Genomic DNA, 26,255 nt, shown 5'->3' with positions numbered 1-26,255 from the left:
AGAAGACGTTCGCAATCATGGTCGTCCGACGGCGGCGCCAAGATCAGGTGTCGCGTGATCGGTCTGACCACGCCGAGGGCGGGGTTGCCGTTCAAGGAGATGTGGTGAGACTCGGAGAGGCAAGCACTGGGGCATTGCTCTCGTACACCAGTAGCGTCGGGAGCATGGTTCCGGAACTGCGCGAACGTGCCGCTCTTGTGGCGTTGTTGCAGCGTCCTGGGGCGAAGTGGCAGGACATCGGGCTTGAGGTGCTGGAGTCCGGCAGTGCGGTGACCGTCCTCGAATCCCGGCTCAGGCTGCAGGAGACCCTGTTCCCCGCATCCGATCCCGTGGTGTCCGCGATCGCGGACGCGGCGGAGCTGGTGGAGGGCTGGGAGAAGGCCGGTATCGGGGTTCATGCCTGCTTTGATCTTGATTACCCGAGCCGGTTGCGCAGCATCCACCAGATGCCTCCGCTGCTGTTCTCGCGAGGCGGTCTCGTCGAGGATCAACGGGCGATCGCCGTTGTCGGCACTCGGCAGGCGAGTGAGCGAGGACTACGGATCGCCTCAGCGGTAGCGAGAGAGCTGGCTCTGAACGATGTGACCGTGGTCAGCGGGCTCGCGAAGGGCATCGACACCGCTGCGCACCAGGCGGCGCTCGACGCCCATGGCCGTACGGTGGCCGTGATCGGAACCGGGATCAACCGGTTCTATCCCAGTGAGAACCGTGCGCTGCAGGAGCGGATCGCCCACGAAGGCGCGGTGATCAGCCAGTTCTGGCCGGACGCGCCGCCCAGCAAGCAGAGCTTTCCGATGCGCAACGCCGTGATGAGTGGTTACGCCGCGGCCACGGTGGTGGTCGAGGCGCCTTGGAAGAGCGGGGCGCGCATCCAGGCCCGGCTGGCTCTTGAGCATGGCCGCCCCGTGGTGATGCCCGACCAGCTTCTGGAACACGACTGGGCTCGGGAGTACGCGAACAAGCCCGGAGTGCATGTGGTCTCCAGCATTGAGCAGCTACTGTCCGTAATAGAACAAATGATCTCCGGTGGAATTTCTCTGTAATGGCCGAAGCGGATCTCGCGATGATCCGACCATGGCATCGCGGATGGAGCTCACCCGGAAGATTCTGTTCATGGCCGCTCGGCTGCTGGCCGAGCACCCCGACGGCCTGCCCGTCTCCGAGATGTGGCAGCTCATCAAGAAGCGGTTGCCGGACGTGGACGAGCAGTGGAACGCGGGCGGCGCGGCGAGTAACACGCCGGAGCTCACTCTGACGTGGAAGAGCGGTGGCCTGGTCAAATCCGGTTGGGTCACCAAGGCGCATCGCCGCTGGTACCTGACGCCACTCGGCCGCATCGCCGTCAAGAGCCATCTCGACGTCTCGTCCTTCACCGCGGAAGCCAATGCCGGTTACCAGTACTGGGCGCAGCACAGGGCGGGGTTCGAGGCCGCCAAGCGGCTGGCGGAGGCCGTACCGGAGGGAAGCTGGATCGCGGCCGGAGACCTGGCCGCGCAGACCGGTCTGGACGGCGCGCGGTTGACGTCACTGTTCCAAGGGGAACGGCCCGAGGGCTGGCACCGGGTGCTGGATTCCGACGGCGGTATTCCGGACGACGCGCATGCCGACGAGCGGCTGCGGAAGGAGTGGCAGGAGCTGCTCACCGCGGACGGGCTGGACGCGATGCTCGGCATGGTGCCGCAGGAACGACGGATCTCCGGCGCCGATCTACGGCAACTGGTGGACGATGACACGGAGGGCGGCGACGGGGCGGAGCGTCCGCGTCGCGCGTGGCTGGTGCGCGGGTCCAACGTGCATGGGGTGAGTCTGGTGGCGGACTGGCTGGCGGAGGGATACTGCTCGCTCCCGGCCTCCAAGCTCCGGGAGCTGCCGCCGGGGACGGCGCAGGAGGCGATCCGGGCGGCGGTGGACGAGGACTACGCGCATGGCTCGTACAACGACCGGTTGAAGAAGACCGCCGAGTTCCACGCGTTCCTGTCGCGGATGCGCGAGGACGATCTGGTGCTCAGCAACGACGGGGGAAAGGTCTACCTCGGCCGGATAAAAGGTGGTCCAGCGTTCCGGGCCAGTGTGGAGAACCGGTCCAACCTGCAGCGGCCGGTCGAGTGGTCGAACTCGCGGGCCCCGCTCGACTTCGCCGATGACCTGCCGGACGAGATCTCGGCGAAGCTGGCCACCCAGCACGACGTGCTCGACCTGACGGAGTTCGTCGAGGAGCTGGAGGCGCTGGTCGGGCCCGCGCCGGTCAGGCCGCCGGTCGTCCGGGATCTGGTGCTGCCGGATGCCGGCGCCGAGCTGGCCGAGGAGTTGCTCGTCGACCAGGAGTGGTTGCAGGAGTGCGTGGAACTGCTCCGCGACCGTCCGCAACTGATCTTCTACGGGCCGCCGGGGACGGGGAAGACCTATCTCGCGCAGCATCTCGCCCAGTTCCTGGTCGGCGGGAAGCCGGAGAACGTCAAGCTCGTGCAGTTCCATCCGGCCTACTCCTACGAGGACTTCTTCGAGGGCTTCCGGCCGGTGCAGACCGCCGACGGGCAGGGCGTGACCTTCAAGCCGCTGCCTGGTCCGTTGCTGCGGCTGGTGGACGCCGCGCGGCAGCATCCCGAGGAGCCGTACGTCCTGATCATCGACGAGATCAACCGGGGCAACCTCGCGAAGATCTTCGGGGAACTGTACTTCCTGCTGGAGTACCGGAAGAAGGCCGTCGACTTGCTGTACTCCTCGGCGGAGGGGACGGGCCAGGCGTTCACGCTGCCTGAGAACCTGATCATCCTGGGCACGATGAACACCGCCGACCGGTCGATCGCTCTGGTGGACGCGGCGATGCGGCGCCGCTTCGCGTTCGTGGAGCTGCACCCGGAGGAGACGCCGACCCGGGAGATGCTGGGGCGCTGGCTGGAGAACAGGGAGCTGCCCGACGACGCCGCCCGCCTGCTGGCCGAGCTCAACGCCCGGATCGAGGACCGCGACTTCAAGATCGGTCCGTCGTACCTGATGCGGGCGGCGATCCACCGGGACGCCAAGGGGTTCGAGCGGGTGTGGCGGACCCAGATCCTGCCGCTGCTGGAGGAGCACCACTACGGCGACGGCATCGACGTCGCCGAGCGGTACGGCCTGTCCGTGCTCCGGCACCGGCTGGGGCTCGATCGGTGATCGACCTGAGGGAGGGCGCTCCACCGGTCGAGTACGAGCTGACCGCCGAGCAGGTGGCGGCGCTGGCGGCGGCGAAGGTCGTACGGATGGGTCCCGGACCGAGGGCAGGGCTGTGGAAGGTCCGCGACAACGGGTACGTGGGCGCGGCGGTCATCGGTGGCGTCGAGGTGCGGATCACCCCGAAGACCCCGATCGACCGGGTGCTCTTCCTTCTCGGGTACGCCCGTCGGCCGCGCGGCTGGCGGCAGGAGGAGGTGGACGCGGGGGAGCACCCGGAGCTGCTTCCGGCGCTCGCGCACGCCTACGCGCTGGCCGCCGATCGTGCCCTGCGGCAGGGGATGCTGCAGGGTTACCGGGAGGTGGAGGAGGCACTGCCGGTCGTGCGGGGTCGGATCCGGGAGGCCGACCAGATCCGCCGCCGGTACGGGCTCCCGTTGCCCGTCGAGGTCCGCTACGACGACTACACCGTCGACATCGCAGAGAACAGGCTGCTGCTGGCCGCGTCCGCCCGGTTGCTGCGGCTACAGGGCCTCTCCGTAGCGACCCGCAAGACGTTGCGGCACGTCATCGCCAGGCTGGCCGGAGTCACGCCGCCGGTGCCGGGGCGGCCGTTCCCGGTGTGGCGTCCCAGCCGGATCAACGCGCGCTACCAGACCGCGCTCGGGCTGGCCGAGCTCGTGCTTCGCGGGGCCTCCTATGAGCTGGACGACGGGACGGCTGTCCGGGTGAACGGCCTGCTGGTGGAGATGTGGCGGGTGTTCGAGGACTTCGTGACCGTGGCCCTGGCGGAGGCGTTCCGCCCGTCCGGTGGCCGCACCGACTTGCAGGACCGTCGCCACCACCTGGACCACGGGCGGCGGGTGCTGCTCAGGCCCGACCTGGTGCGCTATGTCATCGACTCCGCGGGAAAGGAGGTTCCGGCTGCGGTGGTGGACAGCAAGTACAAGATCTCAACAGGACCTGACGGCCATGGTGCGGATCTTTACCAGATGCTGGCGTACTGCACGGCGCTCGGTCTCGATCGCGGTCATCTGGTGTACGCCGAGGGGAATGCCGAGCCGTACCGGCACGTGGTGCACGGCGTGGGGATCGAGATCACGCAGCACGCGATCGACCTGACCCTGCCACCGATGCGGCTGCTCGCCGCTGTGGAGCGGGTCGCCGGATCGATCCTGCGGAACGACGACGGCCGGTAACCCGTATTGCTCGGGTAACGGCGTGCGAATGAGTTCAACGGAGTGCGTGGGCCGAACGGCGCCGCTCCCGCGTAGCCGAAAACGGATGTGCGTTGAGAGGGAGAGGGCAGACGGGGCGGGGCGTACTGGTCCGCCGGCCGCGTCGTCACCAGGCCTGCGGAGGTCACCGGATCGGTGTAGGGGTGGCCGTTGCCTGCCGTCGTCCGTGTTGTTCCAGGGAATTGAGTGACTTACTAATAATATTTATGTTTGCGGTAAATGTTACTATTGGCATGGTTGGTCTGGCGGTATTTGTGGTGAACCGGTCGGTGCCTCTTTCAATTGCCTGTCGTTGATGTACAACGGATTGGTAATGCGGAATCAGCCGATTGAGTGGTGAGGGATCGATGCGCGCAATCCCGGATGCAGGCGAGGAGATGTCGGAGCCTTGGGTGCGACGGGCTCGGAGGCCGAGGTGAACGAGGAGTCCACGGGAGACGAAAGGGCCGCGATGAGCGACGGGTTTGGGGCGGGGCAGCATCCCATCGACTTCTTGGCGCACCGCCAGCGCAGGGGTGAGGCGGGGGCCAGGGAGGACTTCGAGCAGATGCTCGTCTCGCTCGTCTCGGCGGTCACCGGGCAGGAGGCGGTGCCGGTCCGGGCGAATCCCGGTGACTGGGGCATCGACGTGCTGGTGGGAGATCTCAACGGTGAGATCACGGACTGGCAGGCGAAATATTTCATCGACGGGTTCGGGGAATCCCAGAAGGGACAGGTCAGGGACTCCTTCAAGTCGGCCCGGAAATACGCAGAAAAAGAAGGCCATGTCATAAAGAAATGGGTGCTGTGCATTCCCTGCAGCATGGATGCTCCGACACTGCGGTGGTGGCAACGCTGGAGCGGAGAGCAGCAGGCGGAGACCGGCATCGCCATCGAACTGTGGGACGAGAGCGGGCTGCGTCGCCGCCTCGACCTCCCCGAGGCGGCGACCGTCAGGAGGGTCTACTACGACCCCTATCGGCCCGCCGAGCCGGTCGATCCGCCCCTCGGGCCGCTAGCGGGTCCGGTCCCGACGGAGGTTTCCTGGCGCGGAGGCGAGGAGCTACGCCTCGGCGGCGACTGCTATCTCCTGCACGATGACGCTGCCGAGACCTTCAGCCCCGACCGGTCATGGGCGTGGCGGGAGGCGACCGCCGACCGTATCGAACCTGCCTCCGCCCGAGTACGGCTGCGTCAGATCACGATGCTCCGTGACGGCCCCGCTTCGGCCGACGCCCGGCGTGCCCTGCGTGACCAGGCAGCACTGCTCTCCAGCATGTCGGGTGTGCGCCGACTGCCCCGGCTGCTCGGCCACTATGAGGATCCGGCTCACGGGATCACCGTCGCCTCGGAACTGCCCCCGGGACCGGCCTGGCGCGAGGTCTTCGGACCAGGCGACGGGCCGCTTGACCACCTCACGGTCGCGGCGGTCCTGGACGCGGCCGCACGGCTGGCCGATTCGCTTGCCGAGCTCCATCGGAGAGGGCACAGTCACCGGAAGTTGAGTCCCGACGCGATCGTCATGACCGGCCGGGCCTGCGAACCGGTGCTGCGAGACGTGGGACTGGCGGCCTGGCCGCCGCGACCGGGAGAGGGCTTTGACGGTTACCGCGCGCCCGAGCAGGCGCGTTTCGGCCCGCACTCCCCTCGGCCGGGGATGCACACCGATCTCTACCAGCTCGCCGCCGTCGTCCATCACACGGTGACAGGCCATCCACCCCTGCCTGGAGGATCCCCGCCGATGCGGGTCACCGTACGAGGGTTCCCCTCCGTCGCCGACGAGCTGTTGGCGTGTGCCCTGGACGCCGACCCGCGGCGTCGCCCGGAGCGGATCGGGATGCTCGCCGCGGCACTACGGCAGGGACGGAAGGAAATCTCCCAGGGAGGGTTTTCGTGACGGCGTCATCGGTGTCGCCGGTCTCCCTGCCCGGTCCGGTGGCGGTGATCCCGTCGGAGAAGGTACGAAGCCGGCTGGCGCCACACCTGCGGCCGGACCAATTGATCAAGGAGATGACCCGCCTGTCCAGGATGGGAGCGCTGCCCGCCAGGCTGGAGGAGAACCCGGACCGTCTCGTCGTCTACACCGACACGCACGTCGCCTGGCTCTTCGTGACCCGGCGCGGGGATGCCTACAACCTTGGAACCGCGTTCCCGCGCGGCTTCCGGGAGGAGGAGCGGCTGCTGCGTGGCGCCCTGTTGCTGAAATGCTCCGCCGGTTGGCAGGGCTTCCACCAGTTGCGCGACGTGCCGGACGGTATGTCGGCGCACTGGCCATTGCTGCGGCGGGCCTGGGGCGGTGTCAGTTCCTCCGAGCCGGAACGGCCGTCGCTGCCCCAGCACCACACCGCGTACCTCGATCGGATGGCTCAGGTCATCGAGGCGGGGCGGGACATCGAAATCGCTCGGCAGCGCGAGGAGCCACCCGTCCACTACCGGAGCAGGGAGAGTGTCCGTGAGGAGCGGCGCTCCACCCAGAGCATGTACATCTTCGGCCTGGTGCGTCCCGCCACGTTGGCGGCCGGGGCCGTGGTGCATCTCGCCGACCAGCCCGACCTGAAGGGCAGAGTGGTGAGGGTGAAGGGGCTGGACGTTCTCATCCGGTTCGAGACGACGGTTGACTATGGCCGCATCCCCGCCCAGGGGGCCCTCGTAGTGATGCCCAGCGACCGCGTGTTCCGGGCGCAGGCCGACACCGTGAATGCACTGCGTCAGGGAGACGTGGTGAACCGTGGGCTGCTTGGTTGGCTTGTCGACCGGAGCCTCACCCCGTTCAAGGCGGATCCCAACGATCGGCCCCGTGGGACGCTCGACCAGGACAGCCAGCTGTCGGCGTTCCAGCGGGCACTCGCCGTGCCCGACCTGCTGCTCATCCTGGGGCCGCCGGGCACCGGCAAGACGAGGACGATCACCGAGATCGCGGTCGCGTGTGCCGCGCGGGGCGAACGCGTGCTGATCACTTCGCATACCAACCGGGCCGTCGACAATGTCCTGGAACAGTTGCCCGCGGACCTCCTGGCGGTGCGCGTCGGCAACGAGGATGTCATCACCGGCCGTGCCCGCGAGCTCATGGTGGAGAGCCACGTCACCGCGTTGCGGCAACGGATTCGTGCCTCCACCGAGGGAACGGTCTCGCGCCTGGCGCCGTTCATGAACGACAGGGACGCGGCCGGCCGTCGGCTGGCGTACCTCACGGAATCTCTCGCGGCCGCCCGCACGGCCGAGCGGGAGGAACAGAGGCACGCGGCCGGTCTCGACGCGGTCATCCAGCGGCTGGAGCCGGCCCAGGCCGATCGGATCACCGACGCCGTCAGCCGTCTCACCGCCGCACGCGCCGCCGCCGAGCGGCTGGACGCCCGGCGGGAGAGCTGGGAGCGGCGGCACGCGAGCGCCCAAGCCCGGACGGTTTCGGGGATGCTCGCTTTCTTCTACCGCCGGCTGGCCGGCCGCCAGTTGGCCCGGCTGAACGTGGTCCGGCAGGAGCTCGTGCTCGCCGCCGAGGAGGTGACGCGAGCCGAGACAGTGTGCCGCGCGGAACAGGCCGAGATGGAGAGACTCATCGAAGCCCATCCGGAGGCGGCTCGGCTGCTGGCGGCCAGGAACACCGCTCGTCGGGACGGCGAGAAGGCGACGGCCGAGGCGTCCAGAGCCGCGGGATCACTGCGGTCGATCGTCGCGGCCGTCGTCCCGACCTTGGAAGAGCCGCTGCCGGACGGACAGCCACCCGCGAACCTGGCTGGCTGGGAGGCTCTGCGTGACCGGTTGGGACAGGTCGTGGCGACGTTCCGGACGCGGGCGGCCCTGTTGGACGATTGGCGGGCCCGAATCGGCGACGCCGAGCAGGATCTCCAGCGTGAGCTGGTGCGCTACGCGGACGTGGTGGCCGCCACCTGCATAGGCACCGCGACCACCAAATTGCTCGCCGAGCTGGAGTTCGACCTAGTGATCGTCGACGAGGCCGGCCAGATCTCCACGCCCAACCTCCTTGTTCCCCTGGTCCGGGGGAAGCGCGCCATCCTGGTGGGCGACCATCAGCAGCTTCCGCCGTACCTTGACGAGGAGGTACGCGAGTGGGGAGACAACCTGGCTCAGAATGGGGATCTGCCGCCCGCCGACGCGAGAGAGATCGCCGACGTGCTGCGCAGAAGCGCCTTCGAACGGCTCTACGGAGCCGTGCCGGCGGACCACCAGGTCATGCTGACCGTGCAGCGACGGATGCCGCGTGAGGTTGGAGAGTTCGTGTCGGAGGCTTTCTACGAAGGTGTGCTCCGCACCGACCATGCAGGGAGGCACGACGACCCCATCTTCGCCAGCCCGTTTGCGATGATCGACACCAGCGACAGACCGGCGATCGAGCGAGCGGAGGAAGCGGGTAGTCGGCCCGGTTACGTCAGCCGGCTGGAGGCCGACATCGTGGTGCGGCTGGTGGCCGGATACGCCCGGTATTACAAGGACTGGGCGGTGATCGTGCCCTATCGCGCGCAGGTGGAGCGTATCCGTGCCGGACTCGCCCGCGTGCTCGGTGAGGGCACCGAGGTGGCGGACAACGTCGGTACGGTCGACTCCTTCCAGGGAGGTGAGCGTGATCTCATCGTCTACGCCTTCACCCGCAGTAACGCGCGTGGAGAGGTGGGATTCCTCAGAGAGCTGCGGAGGCTGAACGTCGCCGTTTCCCGGGCCAGGAGGCAGCTCGTGCTGGTGGGGGATACCACGACCCTCACCGCCGCCAGAGACGAGGGGTTCCGGGTGCTGGTGCGGCAGATGATGGACCATCTCCGCCGCGTCGGTGACCTGAGGCCCTCGGCCGAGGTCGCCGCCCGTCTCGACTGCCTTGACGAGTTCCCATGACGACACGTGCCATCTACCCCGCCCGGCGTGCCGTGGAGCACGCCGTCACCGTCCCCGGAGTCCGGCCGGTGCGCCTCTTCGCCGTCTCATGGCCCTTGTGGGAGGTGGAGATCACCGCGAACGTCTACGACGAGCAAGCCTACGAGGTCATTGACCGGTTCCTGGCCCGTGCTCTCTCGGAGGGTGGTATCGGCACTCGGGACGGACTGGTCGCCTTCTTCGGGCTGGAGTCCTCTCTGGTGGACCGCTGCCTCGCCTTCCTCACCGTGATCGGCCATCTCACGGTGAGCCGCCACGGTGAGGTCCGGCTGACCGAGCTGGGGCTGCGGTCCGTGCAAGCGGGTGTGCGGTACACCCCGAAGGAGAGCAGGCAGAAGGTGCTGATCGAACGCTTCACCGGCAGACCGCTGCCACGACACTACTATCGGGGGTCGCTCACCGTGCTGCCCAGTCCGAACGTCCCGCAGGAGTTGCTGGATGACCGTGCGCGGTTCCTTCCAGTGTTCGCGCCGACGGCATTCCACTCGCGGGTGGTCGACGACCTCGCGGCCCGCCCTGATCGAGCCGACTACAACCTTCCCGCCCAACTCAGAGAGATCAGAGGCGTCGCGGCACGGGATGCTTACCTGCCCACCTATCTGATCGAGACCAGCGACCGCTCCTTGCTTGCCTACACCGACACCGGTTCCGGGCGGGACGACTTCATGGAGGCCGTCTGCCGTGACGTTCCGGCGATTCGGGCGAGGATCGACACGGTGGATCGTGTGAACCCGCGCGAACTGTGGACTGAATGGCTCGCCGACAGAAAGTTTGGCCCTGGCCGGCTTCAGGAACTGCCGAACGCCGTCTGGCGGGTCATCCTGGCCCCGAGCGCGTTCGGCGGATCCTCGAAACTGCCGTTGAGCCAGGTGGGTTCCTTCCAACTGCGAAACCATCATTTTTTGCAGCTGTGGTGTGACGATGCCGGGTTACGCCGTCGTGCCGTGCTGGAAAGGGTCCTTGGCATGGCCCGCCTGTACGGAGTCCGTACCCGGGCCGATCTGTCCGATCGCGCCGCCGGCCTTGCTGCTCAGCTGGAAGTCGCCTTACCCACGTTCGCCGAACTGCGTGCCCACGCTGTCGGTGAACGCATGTACGACCACCTTGGCCACCTCGACGTGCTCGAATGATCAATCGGCGGCGGTTCTCCCTTCGTAGGTCCTGCCTTCCGTAACCCGGCCGTCGAAGGTGAACGGCCAGGTCTCATGCGTCTGTTCCTGGTCGGCTTAATCCGTTTCCGTCACCCGCAGACCGATGCGGTCGCGTACCGCCACCACCCGCGGGTCGTCATAGCCGGAAAGGAGACTCAGTGCCTCCGTCCAGTGCCGGTGAGCCGCCTCGGAGTCCTCGTCGAGCAGGGCCGCCCCCAGGCCGTCGAGGGCCAGGGCCTCGTTCCAGGCGTCGCCGAGTTCGTGGTGGACGACGGCGGCCTGGCGGTGGAAGTCGGCCGCCTCCGTGTGACGGCCGAGGTGGCGGTAGGCCTCGCCCGCACCATGCCAGGCCAGCGCCTCCCGGCTGCGGTCACCGAGGCGGCGATGGAGCATGGCGGAGCGGTGGTAGGAGTCCAGCGCGTCGGCGAAGCGGCCGTCGGCCTGCTGGGCGTTGCCGAGGGTGATGAGCCAGAAGCCCTCCAGCCGGTGGTTGCGGAGGCCGAGGGCGATGTCCAGCGCGGCCTGGGCCGACCGCAGGGCTTCCCGCACCTCTCCCTGCTCCCGCTGGAGCTCGCTCATGAGGCGCAGGACGTTGCCCTCACCGCGCTGGTTGTCCAGGGACCGGTGCGCCGCCAGCGCACGCCGGACGGCGTCCGCGGCCTCCGGCAGGCGGCCCGCGTGGTAGTGAGTACTGGCGAGATTGGACAGCATGGTGGCCTCCCAGTGAGCGGAGTCCCGCTCGTGGAAGGCGGCGGCGGCCTGCTCGAAGTGCTCCGCGGCGTCGTCCAGCCGTCTCGTGCGGAGATGCACCAACCCGATCAGGTTGAGCGAGTGTGCCTCGCCGAGCCGGTCGTCCAGCTCGCGCCAGATCGCCAGCGCGTTCCGATGGCATTCGAGGCTCTCGGCCAGGTGATTGATCCGGGTGTATCCCATGCCCAGCTCCGTGAGCAGCTGCCCTTCCGCGACGCGGTCACCCAGCCGTTCGGCCGCCGCCAGCCCCAGGCGGCCCACGGCCAACCAGTCGGCGACCGGTGCTGAAGGAGACTGCGCGTTCGACAGGACGGCCGACAGCTGCCAGGTGAGCCGGTCCTGCCCGGTCGAGGCGGCGCTCCTGATCGCCTGCAGGAGGTTCGTGTGGTCACGCTCGGACCAGTCCACGGCGCCGTTGTAGTCGGAGAAGGTCAGCGGATGCACACCGTCCATTGGTGGTGCGAGTTCCACCCGGGCTTCGGCGGGATTGATCCAGCTCTGGGCGGCGTCGGCGGTGTGCAGGTACCACTCCAGCACCCGGCGCAGCGCGACCTCGCGTTCCTCGGGCGGTTCCTCCTGCTGTGCCTGGTCGGCGGCGTAGGCACGCAACAGGTCGTGGAACTGGTAACGGCCGGGTGCCGTCTGTTCCAGGAGATGGGCGCCGACCAGGGAGTCAAGAAGCTGCCGGGTCCGGCTGGGGGACGATCCGGCCAGGGCCGCGGCGGCGTGGAATCCGAACTCGGGACCTGGATGCAGGCCCAGTAAGCAAAACAGCCGGGCGGCCTGCTCGGGCAGGGCACGGTAGGACCACGCGAACACCGTACGGACGGCTCCGGCCTCTTCGTCGTCCCCCGTGCTCAGGGCGTCCCACAGGGCGGACTCGTCACGCAGGTCGGCGATCAGGTCGTCCAGCCGCATGTGCGGGTAGCTGACGGCGCGTTCGGCGGCGATGCGCAGGGCGAGCGGCAGCCGGGCGCACAGCCGGGCCAGTTCGGTCAGCTTCTCCTCGTCGTCCTCCGGACGGTATCCGGCGGTGACGGCCCGCAGCAGGGCGACGGCCTCCGGCTCGGGCAGCGTGCCCAGCGTCAGCCGGTGTGCTCCGTCGTGTACGGCGAGACTTGACAGGCGGTTGCGGCTGGTGACGACGACCAGACAGCCCGCGCTGCCAGGCAGCAAGGGACGGATCTGACCCGCCGTCGCCGCGTTATCCAGAACGATCAGCACCCGGCGGCCGGCCAGCCGCGAGCGATAGAGCGCGGCGGCGGCGTCGACGTCCTGCGGCACGGAATGGGCGCGGACGCCGAGAGCGACCAGGAAACGGTGCAGAGCCTTGTAGGCGGTGACCGGCTCTCCCGGGTCATAGCCACGAAGATTGATATAAAGCTGCCCGTCGGGAAAACGATCCTGGACCTGGTGGGCCCAGCGCAGTGCGAGCGATGTCTTCCCTACGCCTGCCGTCCCGGCGATCACATACACCGAGATGACGCGTGGGTCGCCGTCCTCACCGATCAGTACCGTGTTCAGCTCTTCGAACTCGCCGGTGCGGTTGACAAACCCGCGCACATCGGCCGGTAGTTGCCGTGGGGTGGGGTTGGTGGGGTCGCTCCGGCCCGGTTTGCCATGCTCGTGGAAGTGAACTCCGCCACTGACGTCCCTGGCCTGTACGACATCACGAGAGGACCCCGACAGTTCTGAACGCGAGCCGCCGGGGCGCTCCTCTTCTTCTCTGGTCCTGTTGACGCCTACTCCAGCTTCGTCCCGGGCGAGTGAAGGTAGGTCAACTCGCGGTCGAAGTAGGAAATCACATCTTCTCCACCCTCATAGAGGTCTTTGATGTATTTCTCCCAATTTTCGATGATGCCGGGATCGGTGTAGCGAACCGCGCCGTCCGGGACGCCGGTCGCGGTGTAGAGGACGTAGTAGAGGGTCCGGCCGCCGAGGATGACCACTTCGGGCAGCGGATCGGTCCTCTCCGAGGCTGCCACCTTTTCCACGCCGATCACACGGATCCGCTCACCGCATTCGGCACGGATTCGCAGCGAGTGCAGTTCCCACCGCATATACGGTGTGAGCGGCGTCTCGACCACGCGTACCCGGTGAAAGAAGGAGCCGCGCCGTTCGTCCTCTCGGGTGAGCGCGAGCAGATCGTCTCGTCTCTCCTCGAGAAGCCGTAGCGCCTCGTCCCAATCGCCTCGGCGAAACGCGTCACGGCTTGGACTGCCCTGCTCCTCGAAGTGCTGCCGCCGCTCGAACTTCCAGGAGTCACGGTTGCGAACCTGTGCGTCCCGTTGCCGGAAGTCGCGTCTGTAGGCTTCCCTGACGAGTTTCTCGCCCTGCGCGGGCACGCCCCGCCCGGGAACGACGAAAGGGGCACGGGGATCAAACATCGGCGATGTCCGCCTTGGCTGTGCTGAGCATGATGCCCGGGATGACGACCAGTCGCTCGTCCGGTGCGAGGGACACGCCCTCCGGCAGGTGAGGACTGTAGGCAGCCGTGAGGTCCCTGCCGATCACCGCGATGTCACCATTGCTGAGCTGCCAGATATCTGGGCATTCGTCGCGGCCGTCTGATTTGTCTAACTCTTTGGCCGACTTTCCTAATCGTCGCTCGAACGACGCGGAAGGGTCCGCCTCCCAGGAACGAGCCATGCCCGCCTCCACTCGGCTTGGCTGTACGTTTTCACCTGTGCGGAGCATATGTTGGACGGTTCTCTGGGACAACGGAATGAGTGAGTTGTCACGCAAAAATAGCCGAAAAAACAAACGGCCGGTCCGAAATCAGGAGTAAAGCGGTCTGAGTGAAAAGTGTTCGTCGTATCGCACCGCTTCGCTGATTGTCGATGCGCAGGGTTACGGTGGCCTTACGCCGAGTCGACCTTGAGTGGAGGGATGGCGATCAGGTGGACCGTGGCAGACTTTTCCGGATTCGCGCTATGGCCGCATATCCCGACATCCAGTTCATCGATGATCGATTCTAGTGATCAGTGGACTCTGGAGACTTGAAGGGCACCATGGTACGAACAGTGCACGCATGGCTTTCCTGGGTCAAGGGCTCGCACATTAACGAGAAAGGGAGCGGAAGTTCCGGTGTCGTGGCAGGTCACAACCCCATCTGGGGCGTCTGGTGGTCGATTACGGCAGGTTCCACACGCACGACTCACGCCCTGTTGCCGGAGTGCCGGTCCGGACAGGAACAGCGGATCGGAGCTGCCGGTGGGACCTGAACGCCGGCTCCGTGAAGGATGGTCAGTCCGTGTCCGGTGCTCCGTGCGGCTTCGGAGCACCGAAGGTGATCCCACCCTCGATATCCCTGGCCTGCACGGCGTTGCCGTGCACGGTGCCGCTGATCTCGTTGTGAACACCACCGGCCTCGGGTTCGGGTGCGGCCTCTTCGGGGCGCGAGGAAAAAGCGCCATAAACCGCCAGCCCCAGCCCCAGCAGTCCGACAAACGCTCCGAGAACGCTGGCGAGCTTATCCGCACGATCAAGGCCGACCGTAATGAAATACCACCCCAGCGTGGCCAGTGCCACCAGTGCCACGGCTACACCCGACCAGGTCAGTGCGCGTCTCGACATGTGTTCAGTGTCGGCCATGTTCCAGAACGGCGGTAGCCCGCCGCCGCGAAGCTTGTCACGCCGGCGACCCGGTGATGCCCCCCGTTCCTTGCGAGCGGGCGTCCGCCGGCTTCGCCGTACGAGACGATCGACCAGGTTTTCACCGAGGGCGTCAGGACGGCCGCATGGTCTGGGTGCCGATGACGGTGAGGAGTTTCAGCTTGTCGGCGGCCTCGGTGCCGGGGGCGGCGCTGTAGACGATGATGCGGAGGTCGCTGCCGGGAACGGTGAGCACGTCGCAGTCGAGCGTGAGCGGGCCGACGTCGGGGTGGTGGACGGTCTTGCGGTCCGACTCGTGGACGCCGACGACATGGCTGTCCCACAGCTCCGCGAAGCGCGGGCTGGCGTTCCGCAGGTCGGTGACGAGCGAGCGCAGATCGGTGTCGGCGGGGTAGCGGGCGGTCGCCGACCGGAGATCGGCGACCGCGACCGTCTCGAAGCGGGTCTCCTGCTCCGGGGTGTGGCTCACGCGCCCCGGCAGGCCCGTGAAGTGGCGCCAGACCGCGTTGCGCTCGCGCCCGACCAGCAGGGAGGGGTCGCCGAAGAGCGCGGCCCACGGCCGGTTCCAGCTGATCAGGTTCCAGGAGGCGTCGCTGACGCTGAGGGGTGCGCCGTCCAGCTGGGCGAGCAGTCGTTGCACACTCGGGGTGATGTGGGTGGACATGCGCCCGGCGGTGGGCGGTGGCTGCCCCGCGAGGAGGAACAGGTGCTCGCGTTCCTGGGTGGACAGCCGCAGCGCCCGCGCCAGCGCGGTGAGGATCTGCGCGGACGGGGAGGTCGCCCGGCCCTGTTCGAGGCGGGTGATGTAGTCGGCCGACACCCCCGCGAGCATCGCCAGCTCCTCGCGCCGCAGGCCCGCCGCGCGGCGCGGCCCGCCGCCGGGCAGCCCGACCGCGGCCGGGGCGACCCGGTCACGCCAGTGCCGCAGCGCGGGGCCCAGTTCTCCGCTTTCGGTCATTTATCCAGTATGAGACGTTTTACGAGGTACAGCCTGGTACCGCCTGTCCCATCCACGGCCCGGTATCACCCTGCCTGACAGTGGAGGATGCCCTCTCTGTGACCGCCCCCGCCCGGAGGAGGGCGAGACGGGCGTTCCCCGTTCCGGCGTACGCCTCCTCCCCGGCAGGAAGCGGACCCCGGGCCCGCGAGGGCAGACAACGCAGGCGGTGCCGCACCTTGCGTGTCCCGTAAGGACCGCGTCGATCCCGTCAGGGACCGCATCGACGAGCTCGAACGGCACGAGCGCGGTCAGCTCCCCCGGATGCCCGGGCTTGACCTCCGCCAGGGAAGGCCAGGGCCTGGCATTTCTTTGCCGCGATATGGGATTAGAAATCTTTGCCACGGTATGGGATTAGAAATGCGCTTCCTCCGTATTCTGGATGAAAGGTACATAAAGCTCACCGTGTGGATGTTTTGGAGTGGGCAGGATGGCAGACGGCTGGGACGACGGGGGAGGGCCCGACGAGAAGCTCGTGGAGTGGTTCCTGGACGGGAAGCTCACGGGGAACGAGGTGCGCGCCGCGACCCTGCAATCGTGGCGGCGGTGCCAGGAGGCGGGACTCATGCCCAGCGCCGTGAGGCCGCGCCTGTCCGGTGATCTTGATTTTGACTGCGGAGTGGTGCGCGCGGCCCGGCCCGTGTTCGAGCGGATGCGTACCGTCATCAAGGGCACCCCCGTGACCATGTTCCTGGGCGATGCGAGTGGGGTCTTGTTCCTGCGCAACGAGGGCGATCCGGCCCTGTGCCGGACCATGGACGCGGTCGGCGCCGCGCCAGGGTTCCACTTCGCCGAGGCGGACATGGGCACCAGCGCCTTTGGCTCGGCGCTGGTGGAACGGCGAATCTGCCAGGTCACCGGCAACGAGCACTTCGCGGAGGAACTGCGCGGGCTCACCGGCGTGGGCGCCCCGATACGCCACCCGCTCAGCGGGCGGATGAACGGAGCCATCAGCGTCGTCTGCCTGAAGGACACGGCCAACGCGGAGATGATGGTCCTGGCCCGGCGATCGGCCGCCGCCGTCGAGCGGCGATTGTTCGAAATGGTGGTCGAACGCGAGCGGGCCCTGGTGGAGGAGTTCCTCCGGGCGCCCGAAGGAGGCGTCGCGACGGCTTCCACGCCCCTGGACCTGTGCCGCCGTGATCGGCTCGCCCTGGAGGACGCCGCCGTGAGGCTGGTCGCGCAGGGCCGGGCGGCGATGGTGAAGATGGCCCTCTCGGACGGCCGCACCGCCACGCTTGTGGCCCAGTCGATCAGCGGTTCCACCGCCATCGCGGTGAAGGCGAGGCTCACCGACGGCCAGGAGGCCCGGCCGGACGGGGGAGGAAGGTGACCGAAACCGACGGGTGGCTGCTCGCCATGAGCGAGCCGGGCATCGGCCGGCTCGCCCTGCGGGCGCGTGAGCGACTCACCTTGCTGTGCGACGCGGGTTCCTGCATCGGCACCACCCTGAAAGTCACCCGGACCGCCGAGGAACTGGCCCAGGTCGCCGTCCCCCGGTTCGCCGACTATGTCGCCGTCGACCTGGCCGACTGCGTCCTGCGGGGCGACGAGCCCGTCGGCATGGACGCGGGGCTGCGCCGGGTCGCCTTCGCGGGCATCGGGGAGGGGACCGCTCTGTACCAGCTCGGCGCGCTCATCCACCCGCTCCCTTCCACGCCGCAGGGGCGCAGCCTCGCCACCGAGCAGCCGGTGCTCGGCCCGGTGTTGTCCACTGCTTTCGGGTGGCTGGCACAGGATCCCGAGCGCGGCCGGAGAATCTGTGAGCAGGGCATCCACTCGCTCATCACGGTGCCGGTGCGAGCCCGGAGCGTCACGCTCGGGGTGGTGAGCTTCTATCGCGCCAAGGGCAAGGACGCGTTCGAGGAGGACGACCTCGCCCTGGCCGAGGAACTGGTCGGCCGCGCCGCGGTGTGCGTCGACAACGCCCGCCACTACACCCGCGAGCGCGCGATATCCGCAGAGCTGGAGCGCGTCACCGAGTCGTTGCAGCAGGCGCTCGACCGCCAGCGGTGCTTCACCACCGATGCCTCGCACGAACTGCGCACTCCGCTGGCCGGGCTGCGGGTCAAGTTGGAGGAGGCGCAACTTCACCCCGACGAGACCGACCTCGCCGACCTGGTGAAACACTCCCTGGGCGATGTGGACCGGCTGCAGGCCATCATCAGCGACCTCCTCATGCTGGCCCGGATCGGAGCGGCACCGCCCGCCGCCCTGGAGTCCGTCGACCTGGCCGTACTGGCCGAGGCCGGAACCGCGCGCCGCACCGGCGATCCGCACCCGGCACGGCTCGACCTCACCGCCGGCATGACGGCCGACGCCGTCCCGGAACAGATCAACCGGGTGCTGGACAACCTGCTGGACAACGCGCAACGGCACGCCGTGCGCGACGTGGTGGTCACGGTGCGCCGCGCCGGGAGCACAGCCGAGCTCAGCGTCACCGACGACGGCACGGGCGTGCCTCCAGCGGAGCGCGAGCACATCTTCCAGCGCTTCGCCCGGCTGGACACCGCCCGCAGCCGCGACCGCGGCGGCACCGGGCTCGGCCTGGCCATCGCCCGTGACATCGCCCGCGCCCACCACGGCACCCTCCACGTCGAGGACGCGTCCTCGGGCGGAGCGCGCTTCGTCCTCCGTCTCCCGCTCAGCACGCGGACGGCGTGAGGGCCTGGACCGTACGCGAAGGGATCGGACGGTTCGGACGCACGACGAGCCAGGCGCTCGTCCCGACCGGCTTGCCCAGGTCCACGGCAGCACCGCAGCCACTCGGGCCAGGTCCACCGCGACGCGGCAGGCGCCCTCGCCATCGGCTGGACGCGGGCTCACCACCGGGGAAGCCCAGAGGTCAGGCGCCCGGGTACTTCCTGCGCCAGGCGTCGGTGATCTCGTGGTTCCCGGCGGACCAGGCCGCGAAGTCGTCGGCCAGCTCGGTGATGGCGTCCCGGCCCTCAAGGTGCGCGAGCCAGTCGGCGGGGAGCGCCGCCTCACCGTGGAGGGTGCCCAAGAGGTTGCCGCAGACGGCGCCGGTGGAGTCGCTGTCGCCGGAGTGGTTGACCGCGAGCAGCAGCGCCCGCCCGACGTCGCCGGGCGCGGGGTGGGTCAGGGCGCAGTAGACCGCGATGGCGAGCGCCTCCTCGGCGACCCACGCGCCGCCCAGCGACTCCACCTTCTCCGGGCTCGGGCCGCCCCGCGCCGCGAGGGACACGGCGCCGCGCAGCGCCAGGCTGGTCTCCTCGTGCGAGGGGTACGTCGCCAGCAGGTCCATCGCCTTCCGTACGGCCCGCGCGAGCGTCTCGTCCGGCTTCGGGGGCCCGTCCGCCCCGCCGGGCCCGTTCTCCGTCAAGGACCCGTTCTCCGCCGGGAACTCGTTCTCCGCCAGGAAGTGGACGATGGCGGCGAAGGCGCCGGCGGCCAGGTAGCCGGTGGGGTGGCCGTGGGTGATCTGGGCGCACTCGGCGGCCAGGTCGAAGGCGTGGCGGGCGCTGCGCGCGCCCAGGCCGAAGGGGGCCGAGCGCATGACCGTCCCGCAGCCCTTGGAGCCGGGGTTGACCGGTCCGGGCTCGCCGAACGGGGCGGGGGCGCCCGCCTGGCGGGCCCTGCGGTCGCGCAGGCCCGACAGGCAGGCGTTCCCGGGGGCCCGCTGGGAGTAGAGCCACTCCTGCTCGCGGAGCAGGCCGGTGCGGACCGGGTCGTTCCCGGACGGGGCCGGAGCGGGATCGTTCGCCGGACGGTCGTTCGTGGCCGGGGAGGAGACGCGCGCCGGGCGGGCGGCGGTGCGGTCGTGCGCGGGGGAGGCGGGAGGCGGGGAGCGGTGCTGCTGGGTGTCCAGCCAGCGCAGGTAGGCGCGCCGGACGGCGGCGACGTCACCGCCGCGGATCAGTCCCTCCACGGTGAAAAGCGTCATCTGCGTGTCGTCGGTGATCAGGCCGACCTTGCCGCGCCAGTCGGGGACCAGGCCGGTCAGCCCCTCGGGTCCGTGCTGCCGGCGAATCCTTTTGATCGACTCGAACTCGACGGGAGCCCCCAGCGCGTCGCCGAGCGCGCCGCCCAGCAGGCAGCCTCTCACGCGGCCGAGATGGTTCGGCAGGTCATGGACGGGAGGACGCACGGGCACGATCCTTTCGTTGCCGGTTGACATCAACTTAACTTCAGGTTCGAGACTGTGCGCGAGGACATCGAGAGAAAGTGGTCGACATGCGCATTGTCCAGGTGACCGCGTTCGGGGGGCCGGAGGTACTCGTGGTGGCCCGCTCGCCGGAGCCGGTCGCCGGAGCCGGGCAGGTCGTGGTCGGGGTGTCCGTCGTCGATGTCCTGTCCCTCGAGACGCAGCTCCGTACCGGCTGGGGTGCCGAGTTCTTCGGCCAGAGTCCACCGTACGTGCCGGGGGGCGGGGTGGGCGGGCGAGTGGTCTCCGCCGGGGAGGGGGTCGACTCCGGCTGGGTCGGCCGCGACGTCATCGCCATGACCGGCGACGGAGGGTACGCCGAGCGGGCCGTGGTCCCGGTGGAGGCTCTCGTCCCCGTACCGGACGGGCTGGGCGTGCGGGAGGCGACGGCGCTTCTCCAGATCGGCCCGGCCGCGCTGAGCCTGGCGGGCGCGGCCGAGGTCAAGCCCGGGGAGCGGGTGCTGGTCACCGCGGCGGCCGGAGGGCTCGGCACCCTGCTGGTACAGCTCGCCCACGCGGCCGGCGCCCACGTGATCGCGACCGCCCGGGGCGGGCGCAAACTCGGCCTGGCCCGGGAGCTGGGAGCCGGCACCGTGGTCGACCACTCCGAGCCGGGGTGGCCCGAGCGGGTCCGGGAGGCGGCCGGCGGTGCCGGGGTGGACGTGGTCTTCGACGGCGCCGGGGGGCGGATCGGCCAGGACGCGTTCGGGATCGTCGCGAACGGCGGCAGGTTCTTCACGTACGGAGTGCCCGGTGGGAGCTTCGCGCGGATCGACCCCGAGGAGGCCGGGCGGCGGGGGGTGAGCGTGCGCGGGATGGAGCAGGTGCAGTTCGTCCCGGAGGAGGGCAGGCGGCTGGCCGGGCTGGCGCTGGCCGAGGCGGCGGCGGGCCGGATCAGGCCGGTCATCGGACAGACCTTTCCCCTCGATCGGGCCGCCGAGGCGCACGCGGCGATCGAGGCCCGCGACACCGTGGGGAAGACCCTGCTGCTGGTCTGAGGGATTCACCGGCCGGGCGCCGCCCCCACGCCGTCCTCATGTCTTTCCCATGTCTTCCCCCATGCCTTCCCCGCGCCTTCGCCGTGGCGCGCCCGGGCCGTGGACCCCGGCAGTCCACGCCGTCGACCAGGCACACACCCGCTCAGAGGGAGAGAACCATGTCGCAGGCCATCCGCTATGCCCGCTACGGCGGTCCCGAGGTGCTCACCCTCGACGACGTTCCCCTTCCCGATCCCGGTCCCGGGCAGGTGCGGGTCGCGGTACGGGCCGCCGGGGTCAACGGGATCGACTGGAAACTCCGCCGCGGATTCGTGGACCGTGGCCAGTTGTCGGCAGGGCCCGCCGGCGTCGGTGTCGAGTTCGCCGGAACGGTCGACGCCCTCGGGGCCGGCGTCGGTACGGGTACGGGCACCGCTGTCGATCTCGGGGCCGGTGCCGGGGGCTGGAGGGTGGGGCAGGCCGTCTTCGGCAGGGTCCTCTCCGGCGCCGTGGCCACCCACGTGCCGGCCGACGTCGGGAACCTGCTGGCCATGCCCGCCTGGCTGTCCTTCGAGCAGGCCGCCGCGCTGCCGGTGGCCGTGGACACCGCCTGGCGTACCCTGCGGGAGCTCGACGTGAAGGAGGGGCACACGCTGCTGATCCACGCGGTCGCCGGCGGCGTCGGGCTGGTCGCCGCGCAGCTCGCCCGGGCCAGGGGCGTGCGGGTGGTCGGCACGGCGAGCCCGGCCCGTCACGACTTCCTGCGCGAGCTGGGCGTGCGGCCGGTCGAGTACGGCGGTGACGGCGGTGACGGCGGTGACGGCATGGCAGGGCGGGTGCGTGCCGCGGCCCCGGAAGGTGTCGACGCGGTCCTCGACGCCTCCGGCCGCGACGTGCTCGCCATGTCGGTCGAGCTGGCCGGTGGTCCGGACAGGGTGGTCACCATCGCCGACGGGCGGGCCGCCGAGTACGGTGTGCGCTTCTCCAGGGGTACCGGCGGGCCTCCCCTGGCGGAGGTCTTCGCCGACGTCCTGCCCCTGCTGGAGCGCGGCGCGCTGCGCGTGCCGATCGAGAGGACCTTCCCGCTGGAGAGAACCGCCGACGCCCATCGGCTCAGCGAGGAGGGGCATCTCCTCGGCAAGATCGTGATCACCGTCCCGTGACACCGGATCCGGGGTTTCCCGGCCCGGGGGTCCGGGCCCGGCCGGAGGGGGTGACGTGAAACCGATGTGAAACCGGATTTGTCTATCTTGGCGTTGACCAGCGTCGATGTCGTCCGCAGGCGGCATCCGAGCTGTGCGAGGTGGAGATGGTCGTCCGCAGTGGGAACCAACGACACGACACCGGGGCGGCATGGGTACGGCCGGTCAGCCGGTCGCACCCATGCCTGTCGTCTCGCTTCCCATCGGTCGGGGAACCGCCCGGAACCTCGGGTGGGCCACCGGCCGGGAACGACATCGGGTGGGCCACCGGCCGGGAACGACATCGGGTGGGCCACATCGCGCCGGGGTCGCCGCCGTAGCGGCTACGGGGGCTGTTGCGGCCTGACACCGGGAACGGGGTTGTACGTAGTCATCGCGGCTCCACCGAGGGGTGCCGGTCACTTCTGCGCGGGCCCGCTCGCGCCGGACGTCCGGCACCGGCGGCCGGGCACCGGGCACTGATCGCCGGTGGGAAGCAGCCGCCGCTCAGCGTCGAGCGGCGGGTGGGCCGAGGTCCGGTGCCCAGGCCGGCGGAACCGGTCTTTTCGTCCGACCGTCAGCCTTCGCCAGGGGAAGGGCGATAACGGCTCGAAGGGGGAGAAGTTCAACAGCGAGATCCCATACGCGACACCTGGCGCTCGTGATTTGCTATCGATCACCAACGCCTGCGGGGTATGGCGCCGATCTGTTGACGATCAAGGAGAAAGATGAAGAAGATCAAGACGGGGTTGCTGGCGCTGATGGTGGCCGGGTTGCTGGGCGCGAGCGCCACGCCGGCCGCGGCGATCGATCTGCATGATCAGGTCACCAAGCCCGACTATGACAGCCACTGGATGGATCCCGGCGAGTAGCTCACCGGCGGGGACCGGCGTCGTGTGAAGCGGCCGGGCGAGGGGCTTCGGCGCTCCCGTCCGGCCGCGCTCCCGTCCGGCCGTGTACCCCCCGGGCCTCGTGCACCCGTCCGGCCGCGCAACCGGGTCGCACATCCAGCCCGGCCGCGCTCCCGTCCGGTCAGCAGGGGGTGGGCGGCGCGGAGAGCATGCCGTCGAGGGCGCGCCGGGCCTCGAGCGCCCGCTCGTGCCAGACCGGCAGGCCGATGTCGGCGAACTCCCTCACCGCCCGGTCCAGCAGGGTCGCGGCCTGCCCGTGCTCGCCGCGCTCGGCGGCGAGCCGCCCGCGGGCCAGGCGGGCGCGGGCCGCGACGAAGGGCTCCCCGAGCCCCTCGGCCAGCAGCAGCGCCGCGTCGAGCAGGCCGGCCGCGCTGTCGAACTCGCCCGCCAGCAGCTCGGCCTCGCCCGTCCCGAGCAGGCCGTACGCCTCGCCGATGCGGTCTCCGGCCGACCTGGCGGCGAGCAGGACCTGCCCGAACGCGTCCTTCGCCCGCGCCGGGTCGTTCTGGCGCAGGTGCAGCAGTCCCAGCCTGTTGAGGATCTGCGCGATTCCTCGCGCGTTGCCCAGGTCGCGGTAGACGGCCAGCGCCGTCTCCAGGAGCGGGGCCGCCGTGCGGGGGCGGTCGTGCTCGATGTGGATCTGGGCCATGCTGCCGAGCACATGGGCCTCGGCGTGCCGGTCGCCGACCTCGCGGAGCATGCGCAACGCCCGACGGTAGGCGTCGAGCGCGGTCTCCACCCGTCCCTCCACCCGCTCGATCAGCGCCGCGTTGCGCAGGGTGAGAGCCTGGCCGTGCCGGTCGCCCACCGCCTCGAAGAGCGGCAGCGCGGCCTCCAGGTGCGGTCGCGCGTCGGTGTAGCGCTGCCGGAACAGGGCGAGTGTGCCCAGCGAGTAGCGCATCGCCGCCTCGCCGCGCCGGTCGCCCGCGCGCAGGGCGGCGGCCAGCGCGGTCTCCGAGGTGTGCCGCCAGTCGTCGAAGTGGCCCTGCGCCTCGAACAGGGTGACCGCCGTCATCGCCAGGTCCCAGCACATCTCGCTCAGGCCGAGCCGGGCGGCCTGCTCCACCGCCGCCACCAGGCCGAGCCGTTCGCCGCGCAGCCAGCCGGACGGGTCGGCGAGCAGGCGGTCGGAGGTGGCCTCCCCGCAGTCCCAGCGCGGCCCGCCGCCGTGCAGGACGGTGTAGTCGCCGCCGTACTGCCGCCGGTGCGCCCGTTCGGCGAGCGCGAGATACCCTCCCGCCAGCCGGGTCAGCGCGGCGACGGTGGCGCCGGGAGGATCGTCGATCTCGCCGCGCTCCCTGGCGTGCAGCCGCACCAGGTCGTGGACGCGGTAGCGGGGCTCGCCGATGCCGTCCTGGCCCGCGTACTCGACGAGCTGAGCCTCCGTGAGCCTCTCCAGCACCTCCTCGGCGTCCATCTCCCCGGTGGCGCGCGATCCGGCGCGGGGGCCGGCGTCGAGCAGCGCCGCGGCGACCCAGCCGGCGAAGTCGGGCGTCCCGACCAGGGCGAGGCGGCGGAACAGGGTGCGGCCGGGCTCGTCGAGACCGGAGTAACCGAGGGCGAGGCTGGCCCGTACCGACAGGGTGCCGTGGGTGAGCTCGTCGAGCCGGTCGTGTTCGGCGGCGAGCCGGGAGACCAGCCGGTCGACGCTCCAGTGCGGCCGGGCGGCCAGCCGCGCCCCGGCGATCCTGAGCGCCAGGGGGAGATGCCCGCACAGCTCGGCCAGCCGCCCGGCGGTGGCGGTGTCGGCGGCCAGCTCGACCCGGCCGGTGATCGTACCCAGCAGCCGGACGGCGGCGGCCTCTCCGAGCACCCCCAGCGCGAGCCGCTGCGCGCCGGGCAGGGCGGTCAGCGCGCCGCGGCTCGTGACCACCACCGCGCAGCCGTTCCCCGCGGGGATGAGCGGCTCGATCTGGGCCTCGTTCGCGGCGTCGTCCAGCAGCACCAGCACGCGTCGGTCGGACAGGTGGGCGCGGAACACCTCGGCGCGCTCGTCCAGGCCGTCGGGAACGGCCGTCCCCGCCACGCCGAGGGCGCGCAGGAACCGGCTGAGCGCGTGCGACGGCTCGACCGGTTCGGCTCCGGCGCCGCGCAGGTTCACGTACAGCCGGCCGTCGGGGAAGGCGTCCCGCAGGTCGTGGGCGGCCTGCAGGGCCAGCGCGCTCTTGCCCACCCCCGGCATGCCGGAGATGGCGCAGATCACCGGTCCGGAGGCGGGGCGGTCGCGCAGGACGGAGAGGAGCCAGCGCAGCTCGGTGTCGCGCCCGGTGAGGTCGCCCACCCCGGCGGGGAGCAGGGACGGGGCCGGCGGGGCCGGCGGGGGCGGAACCGGGGGAGAGGGGGCCGGGTCCATCTCCGGTGCCGCTTCCGGGCGGGGGTTCAGGTCGACCCGGGGATCCCCGCGCAGGATGGCCTGTTCCAGCGCGCGCAGCTGCGGTCCCGGTTCCAGGCCCAGCTCCTCGGCCAGGACGGTACGGGTGCGCCGGTAGGTCTCCAGCGCCTCCGTACGCAGCCCGGCCCGGTGCATCGCCACCATCAGCCGCGCGGTCGTGGACTCCACCAGCGGATCCTCCGCGACCATCGAGAGCAGCTCGGGGATGACCTCCGCGTGCCTGCCCAGCGCCAGGTCGGTGTCGATGCGCTCGGTCAGTACCCGCCTGCGGTCCTGCTCCAGGCGTTCGGCCGCCTCCGCCAGCTGGGCCACGCCGTCCAGTCCCGAGAAGGCCCGGCCGTTCCACAGCGCGAGCGCCTCCCGCTGCAGGACGGACGCCGCCTCCGGCTCCCCCCGGTTCAGTGCCCGCCTGGCGCGCTCGGTCAGGTCGGCGAAGTGCCAGGCGTCGACCTCCTCGGGCCGCGCGGACAGCGCGTAGCCCGAGCGGTCGTGCCGGATCCGCTCGGGGGCGTCGAGCGTCCTGCGCAGCCGGTGCACGAGCACCTGCAGGTTCTTGCCCGCGCGGGGTCCGAGCCGCTCGCCCCACAGCGCGTCGATCAGGTTCTCTGCCGGCACGACGCGCCCTCGCGCGCAGACGAGGAGCGCCAGCAGCTGCTCCTGCCTGCGTGAGGACAGGGGCACGGGACGTTCGTCGGCGATGATCGTCACATCGCCGAGCACCTGGAATCTCATCAAGCTCCCCGAACGGCTCACGGATCTCAGGGGGCGAGGTGGACGGTGCCACGCCCTGGCGGTCATGGACTGCCCGATTCCGGCGAGGATAGCCCGGATGATCTTTTGGCGATAGTCAACCGGCGTTCGTTCG

Annotated in this window: 18 protein-coding genes; 11 read left to right on the top strand and 7 right to left on the bottom strand. The window is 70.0% G+C overall.

What is annotated here, in order from left to right; all coding sequences use genetic code 11:
- The first annotated feature begins 164 nt into the window (after positions 1–164).
- The 6 genes from ACVCAG_RS21290 to ACVCAG_RS21265 all read left to right on the top strand — a co-directional run bounded on the left by ACVCAG_RS21290 (position 165) and on the right by ACVCAG_RS21265 (position 10,381).
- On the top strand, positions 165–1,043 hold the full coding sequence (locus tag ACVCAG_RS21290; protein ID WP_447190160.1) for a DNA-processing protein DprA: 879 nt from the start codon (positions 165–167) through the stop codon (positions 1,041–1,043).
- 31 nt (positions 1,044–1,074) lie between these two features.
- Positions 1,075–3,153, top strand: coding sequence for an AAA family ATPase (locus tag ACVCAG_RS21285; RefSeq protein WP_447190159.1), 2,079 nt, complete (start codon positions 1,075–1,077; stop codon positions 3,151–3,153).
- Complete coding sequence (locus ACVCAG_RS21280) at positions 3,150–4,349, top strand: McrC family protein (protein ID WP_447190158.1); 1,200 nt, start codon at positions 3,150–3,152, stop codon at positions 4,347–4,349. Before ACVCAG_RS21285 ends, ACVCAG_RS21280 begins: the two co-directional genes overlap by 4 nt.
- A 490-nt stretch (positions 4,350–4,839) precedes the next feature.
- A complete protein-coding gene (locus ACVCAG_RS21275) occupies positions 4,840–6,264 on the top strand; it encodes a hypothetical protein (RefSeq protein WP_447190157.1) in 1,425 nt (474 codons plus the stop codon).
- Positions 6,261–9,212 (top strand): DEAD/DEAH box helicase, encoded by a 2,952-nt coding sequence (locus tag ACVCAG_RS21270; protein ID WP_447190156.1) that lies wholly within the window; start codon positions 6,261–6,263, stop codon positions 9,210–9,212. The genes ACVCAG_RS21275 and ACVCAG_RS21270 overlap by 4 nt, the downstream gene beginning before the upstream one ends.
- Positions 9,209–10,381, top strand: coding sequence for a hypothetical protein (locus ACVCAG_RS21265; protein WP_447190155.1), 1,173 nt, complete (start codon positions 9,209–9,211; stop codon positions 10,379–10,381). Before ACVCAG_RS21270 ends, ACVCAG_RS21265 begins: the two co-directional genes overlap by 4 nt.
- Before the next feature lie 96 nt (positions 10,382–10,477).
- Here ACVCAG_RS21265 and ACVCAG_RS21260 read toward each other — a convergent pair whose 3' ends face one another.
- From ACVCAG_RS21260 to ACVCAG_RS21240, 5 genes are all read right to left on the bottom strand, one after another.
- Positions 10,478–12,715, bottom strand: coding sequence for an ATP-binding protein (locus ACVCAG_RS21260; RefSeq protein ID WP_447190154.1), 2,238 nt, complete (start codon positions 12,713–12,715; stop codon positions 10,478–10,480).
- A 179-nt stretch (positions 12,716–12,894) separates the two neighbouring features.
- A complete protein-coding gene (locus ACVCAG_RS21255; RefSeq protein WP_440081585.1) occupies positions 12,895–13,539 on the bottom strand; it encodes a DUF6879 family protein in 645 nt (214 codons plus the stop codon).
- Complete coding sequence (locus ACVCAG_RS21250; protein WP_440081584.1) at positions 13,532–13,801, bottom strand: hypothetical protein; 270 nt, start codon at positions 13,799–13,801, stop codon at positions 13,532–13,534. The genes ACVCAG_RS21255 and ACVCAG_RS21250 overlap by 8 nt, the downstream gene beginning before the upstream one ends.
- 597 nt (positions 13,802–14,398) lie before the next feature.
- Complete coding sequence (locus ACVCAG_RS21245) at positions 14,399–14,746, bottom strand: hypothetical protein (RefSeq protein ID WP_440081583.1); 348 nt, start codon at positions 14,744–14,746, stop codon at positions 14,399–14,401.
- Positions 14,747–14,879: 133 nt separating this feature from the next.
- The gene (locus ACVCAG_RS21240) at positions 14,880–15,725 is read right to left on the bottom strand and encodes an MmyB family transcriptional regulator (protein WP_440081582.1); all 846 of its coding nucleotides are present in this window, start codon (positions 15,723–15,725) and stop codon (positions 14,880–14,882) included.
- A 469-nt stretch (positions 15,726–16,194) separates the two neighbouring features.
- On the opposite strand from ACVCAG_RS21240, the gene ACVCAG_RS21235 reads away from it, so the two are divergent.
- Together ACVCAG_RS21235 and ACVCAG_RS21230 are read left to right on the top strand one after the other, a co-directional pair.
- Positions 16,195–17,097, top strand: a complete 903-nt coding sequence (locus ACVCAG_RS21235) for a hypothetical protein (protein WP_447190153.1) — start codon at positions 16,195–16,197, stop codon at positions 17,095–17,097.
- Positions 17,094–18,428 (top strand): ATP-binding protein, encoded by a 1,335-nt coding sequence (locus tag ACVCAG_RS21230; protein ID WP_447190152.1) that lies wholly within the window; start codon positions 17,094–17,096, stop codon positions 18,426–18,428. The genes ACVCAG_RS21235 and ACVCAG_RS21230 overlap by 4 nt, the downstream gene beginning before the upstream one ends.
- Positions 18,429–18,609: 181 nt before the next feature.
- On the opposite strand, the gene ACVCAG_RS21225 is transcribed toward ACVCAG_RS21230, so the two are convergent.
- Complete coding sequence (locus ACVCAG_RS21225) at positions 18,610–19,872, bottom strand: ADP-ribosylglycohydrolase family protein (RefSeq protein ID WP_447190151.1); 1,263 nt, start codon at positions 19,870–19,872, stop codon at positions 18,610–18,612.
- Positions 19,873–19,958: 86 nt separating this feature from the next.
- Here ACVCAG_RS21225 and ACVCAG_RS21220 point away from each other — a divergent pair, with 86 nt between their 5' ends.
- The 3 genes from ACVCAG_RS21220 to ACVCAG_RS21210 all read left to right on the top strand — a co-directional run bounded on the left by ACVCAG_RS21220 (position 19,959) and on the right by ACVCAG_RS21210 (position 22,959).
- Positions 19,959–20,927: a zinc-binding dehydrogenase gene (locus ACVCAG_RS21220; protein WP_447190150.1), complete on the top strand. Its 969-nt coding sequence runs from the start codon at positions 19,959–19,961 to the stop codon at positions 20,925–20,927.
- Positions 20,928–21,085: 158 nt separating this feature from the next.
- Positions 21,086–22,069, top strand: coding sequence for an NADP-dependent oxidoreductase (locus ACVCAG_RS21215; protein ID WP_447190149.1), 984 nt, complete (start codon positions 21,086–21,088; stop codon positions 22,067–22,069).
- A gap of 746 nt (positions 22,070–22,815) precedes the next feature.
- Positions 22,816–22,959, top strand: a complete 144-nt coding sequence (locus ACVCAG_RS21210) for a hypothetical protein (RefSeq protein WP_440081575.1) — start codon at positions 22,816–22,818, stop codon at positions 22,957–22,959.
- Between the two features lie 160 nt (positions 22,960–23,119).
- On the opposite strand, the gene ACVCAG_RS21205 is transcribed toward ACVCAG_RS21210, so the two are convergent.
- Positions 23,120–26,122, bottom strand: a complete 3,003-nt coding sequence (locus tag ACVCAG_RS21205; protein ID WP_447190148.1) for an AfsR/SARP family transcriptional regulator — start codon at positions 26,120–26,122, stop codon at positions 23,120–23,122.
- Positions 26,123–26,255 lie beyond the last annotated feature (133 nt).

The sequence above is a fragment of the Streptosporangium sp. G12 genome, from assembly GCF_052983175.1.
This window is presented reverse-complemented; position numbering and strand designations above follow the sequence as displayed.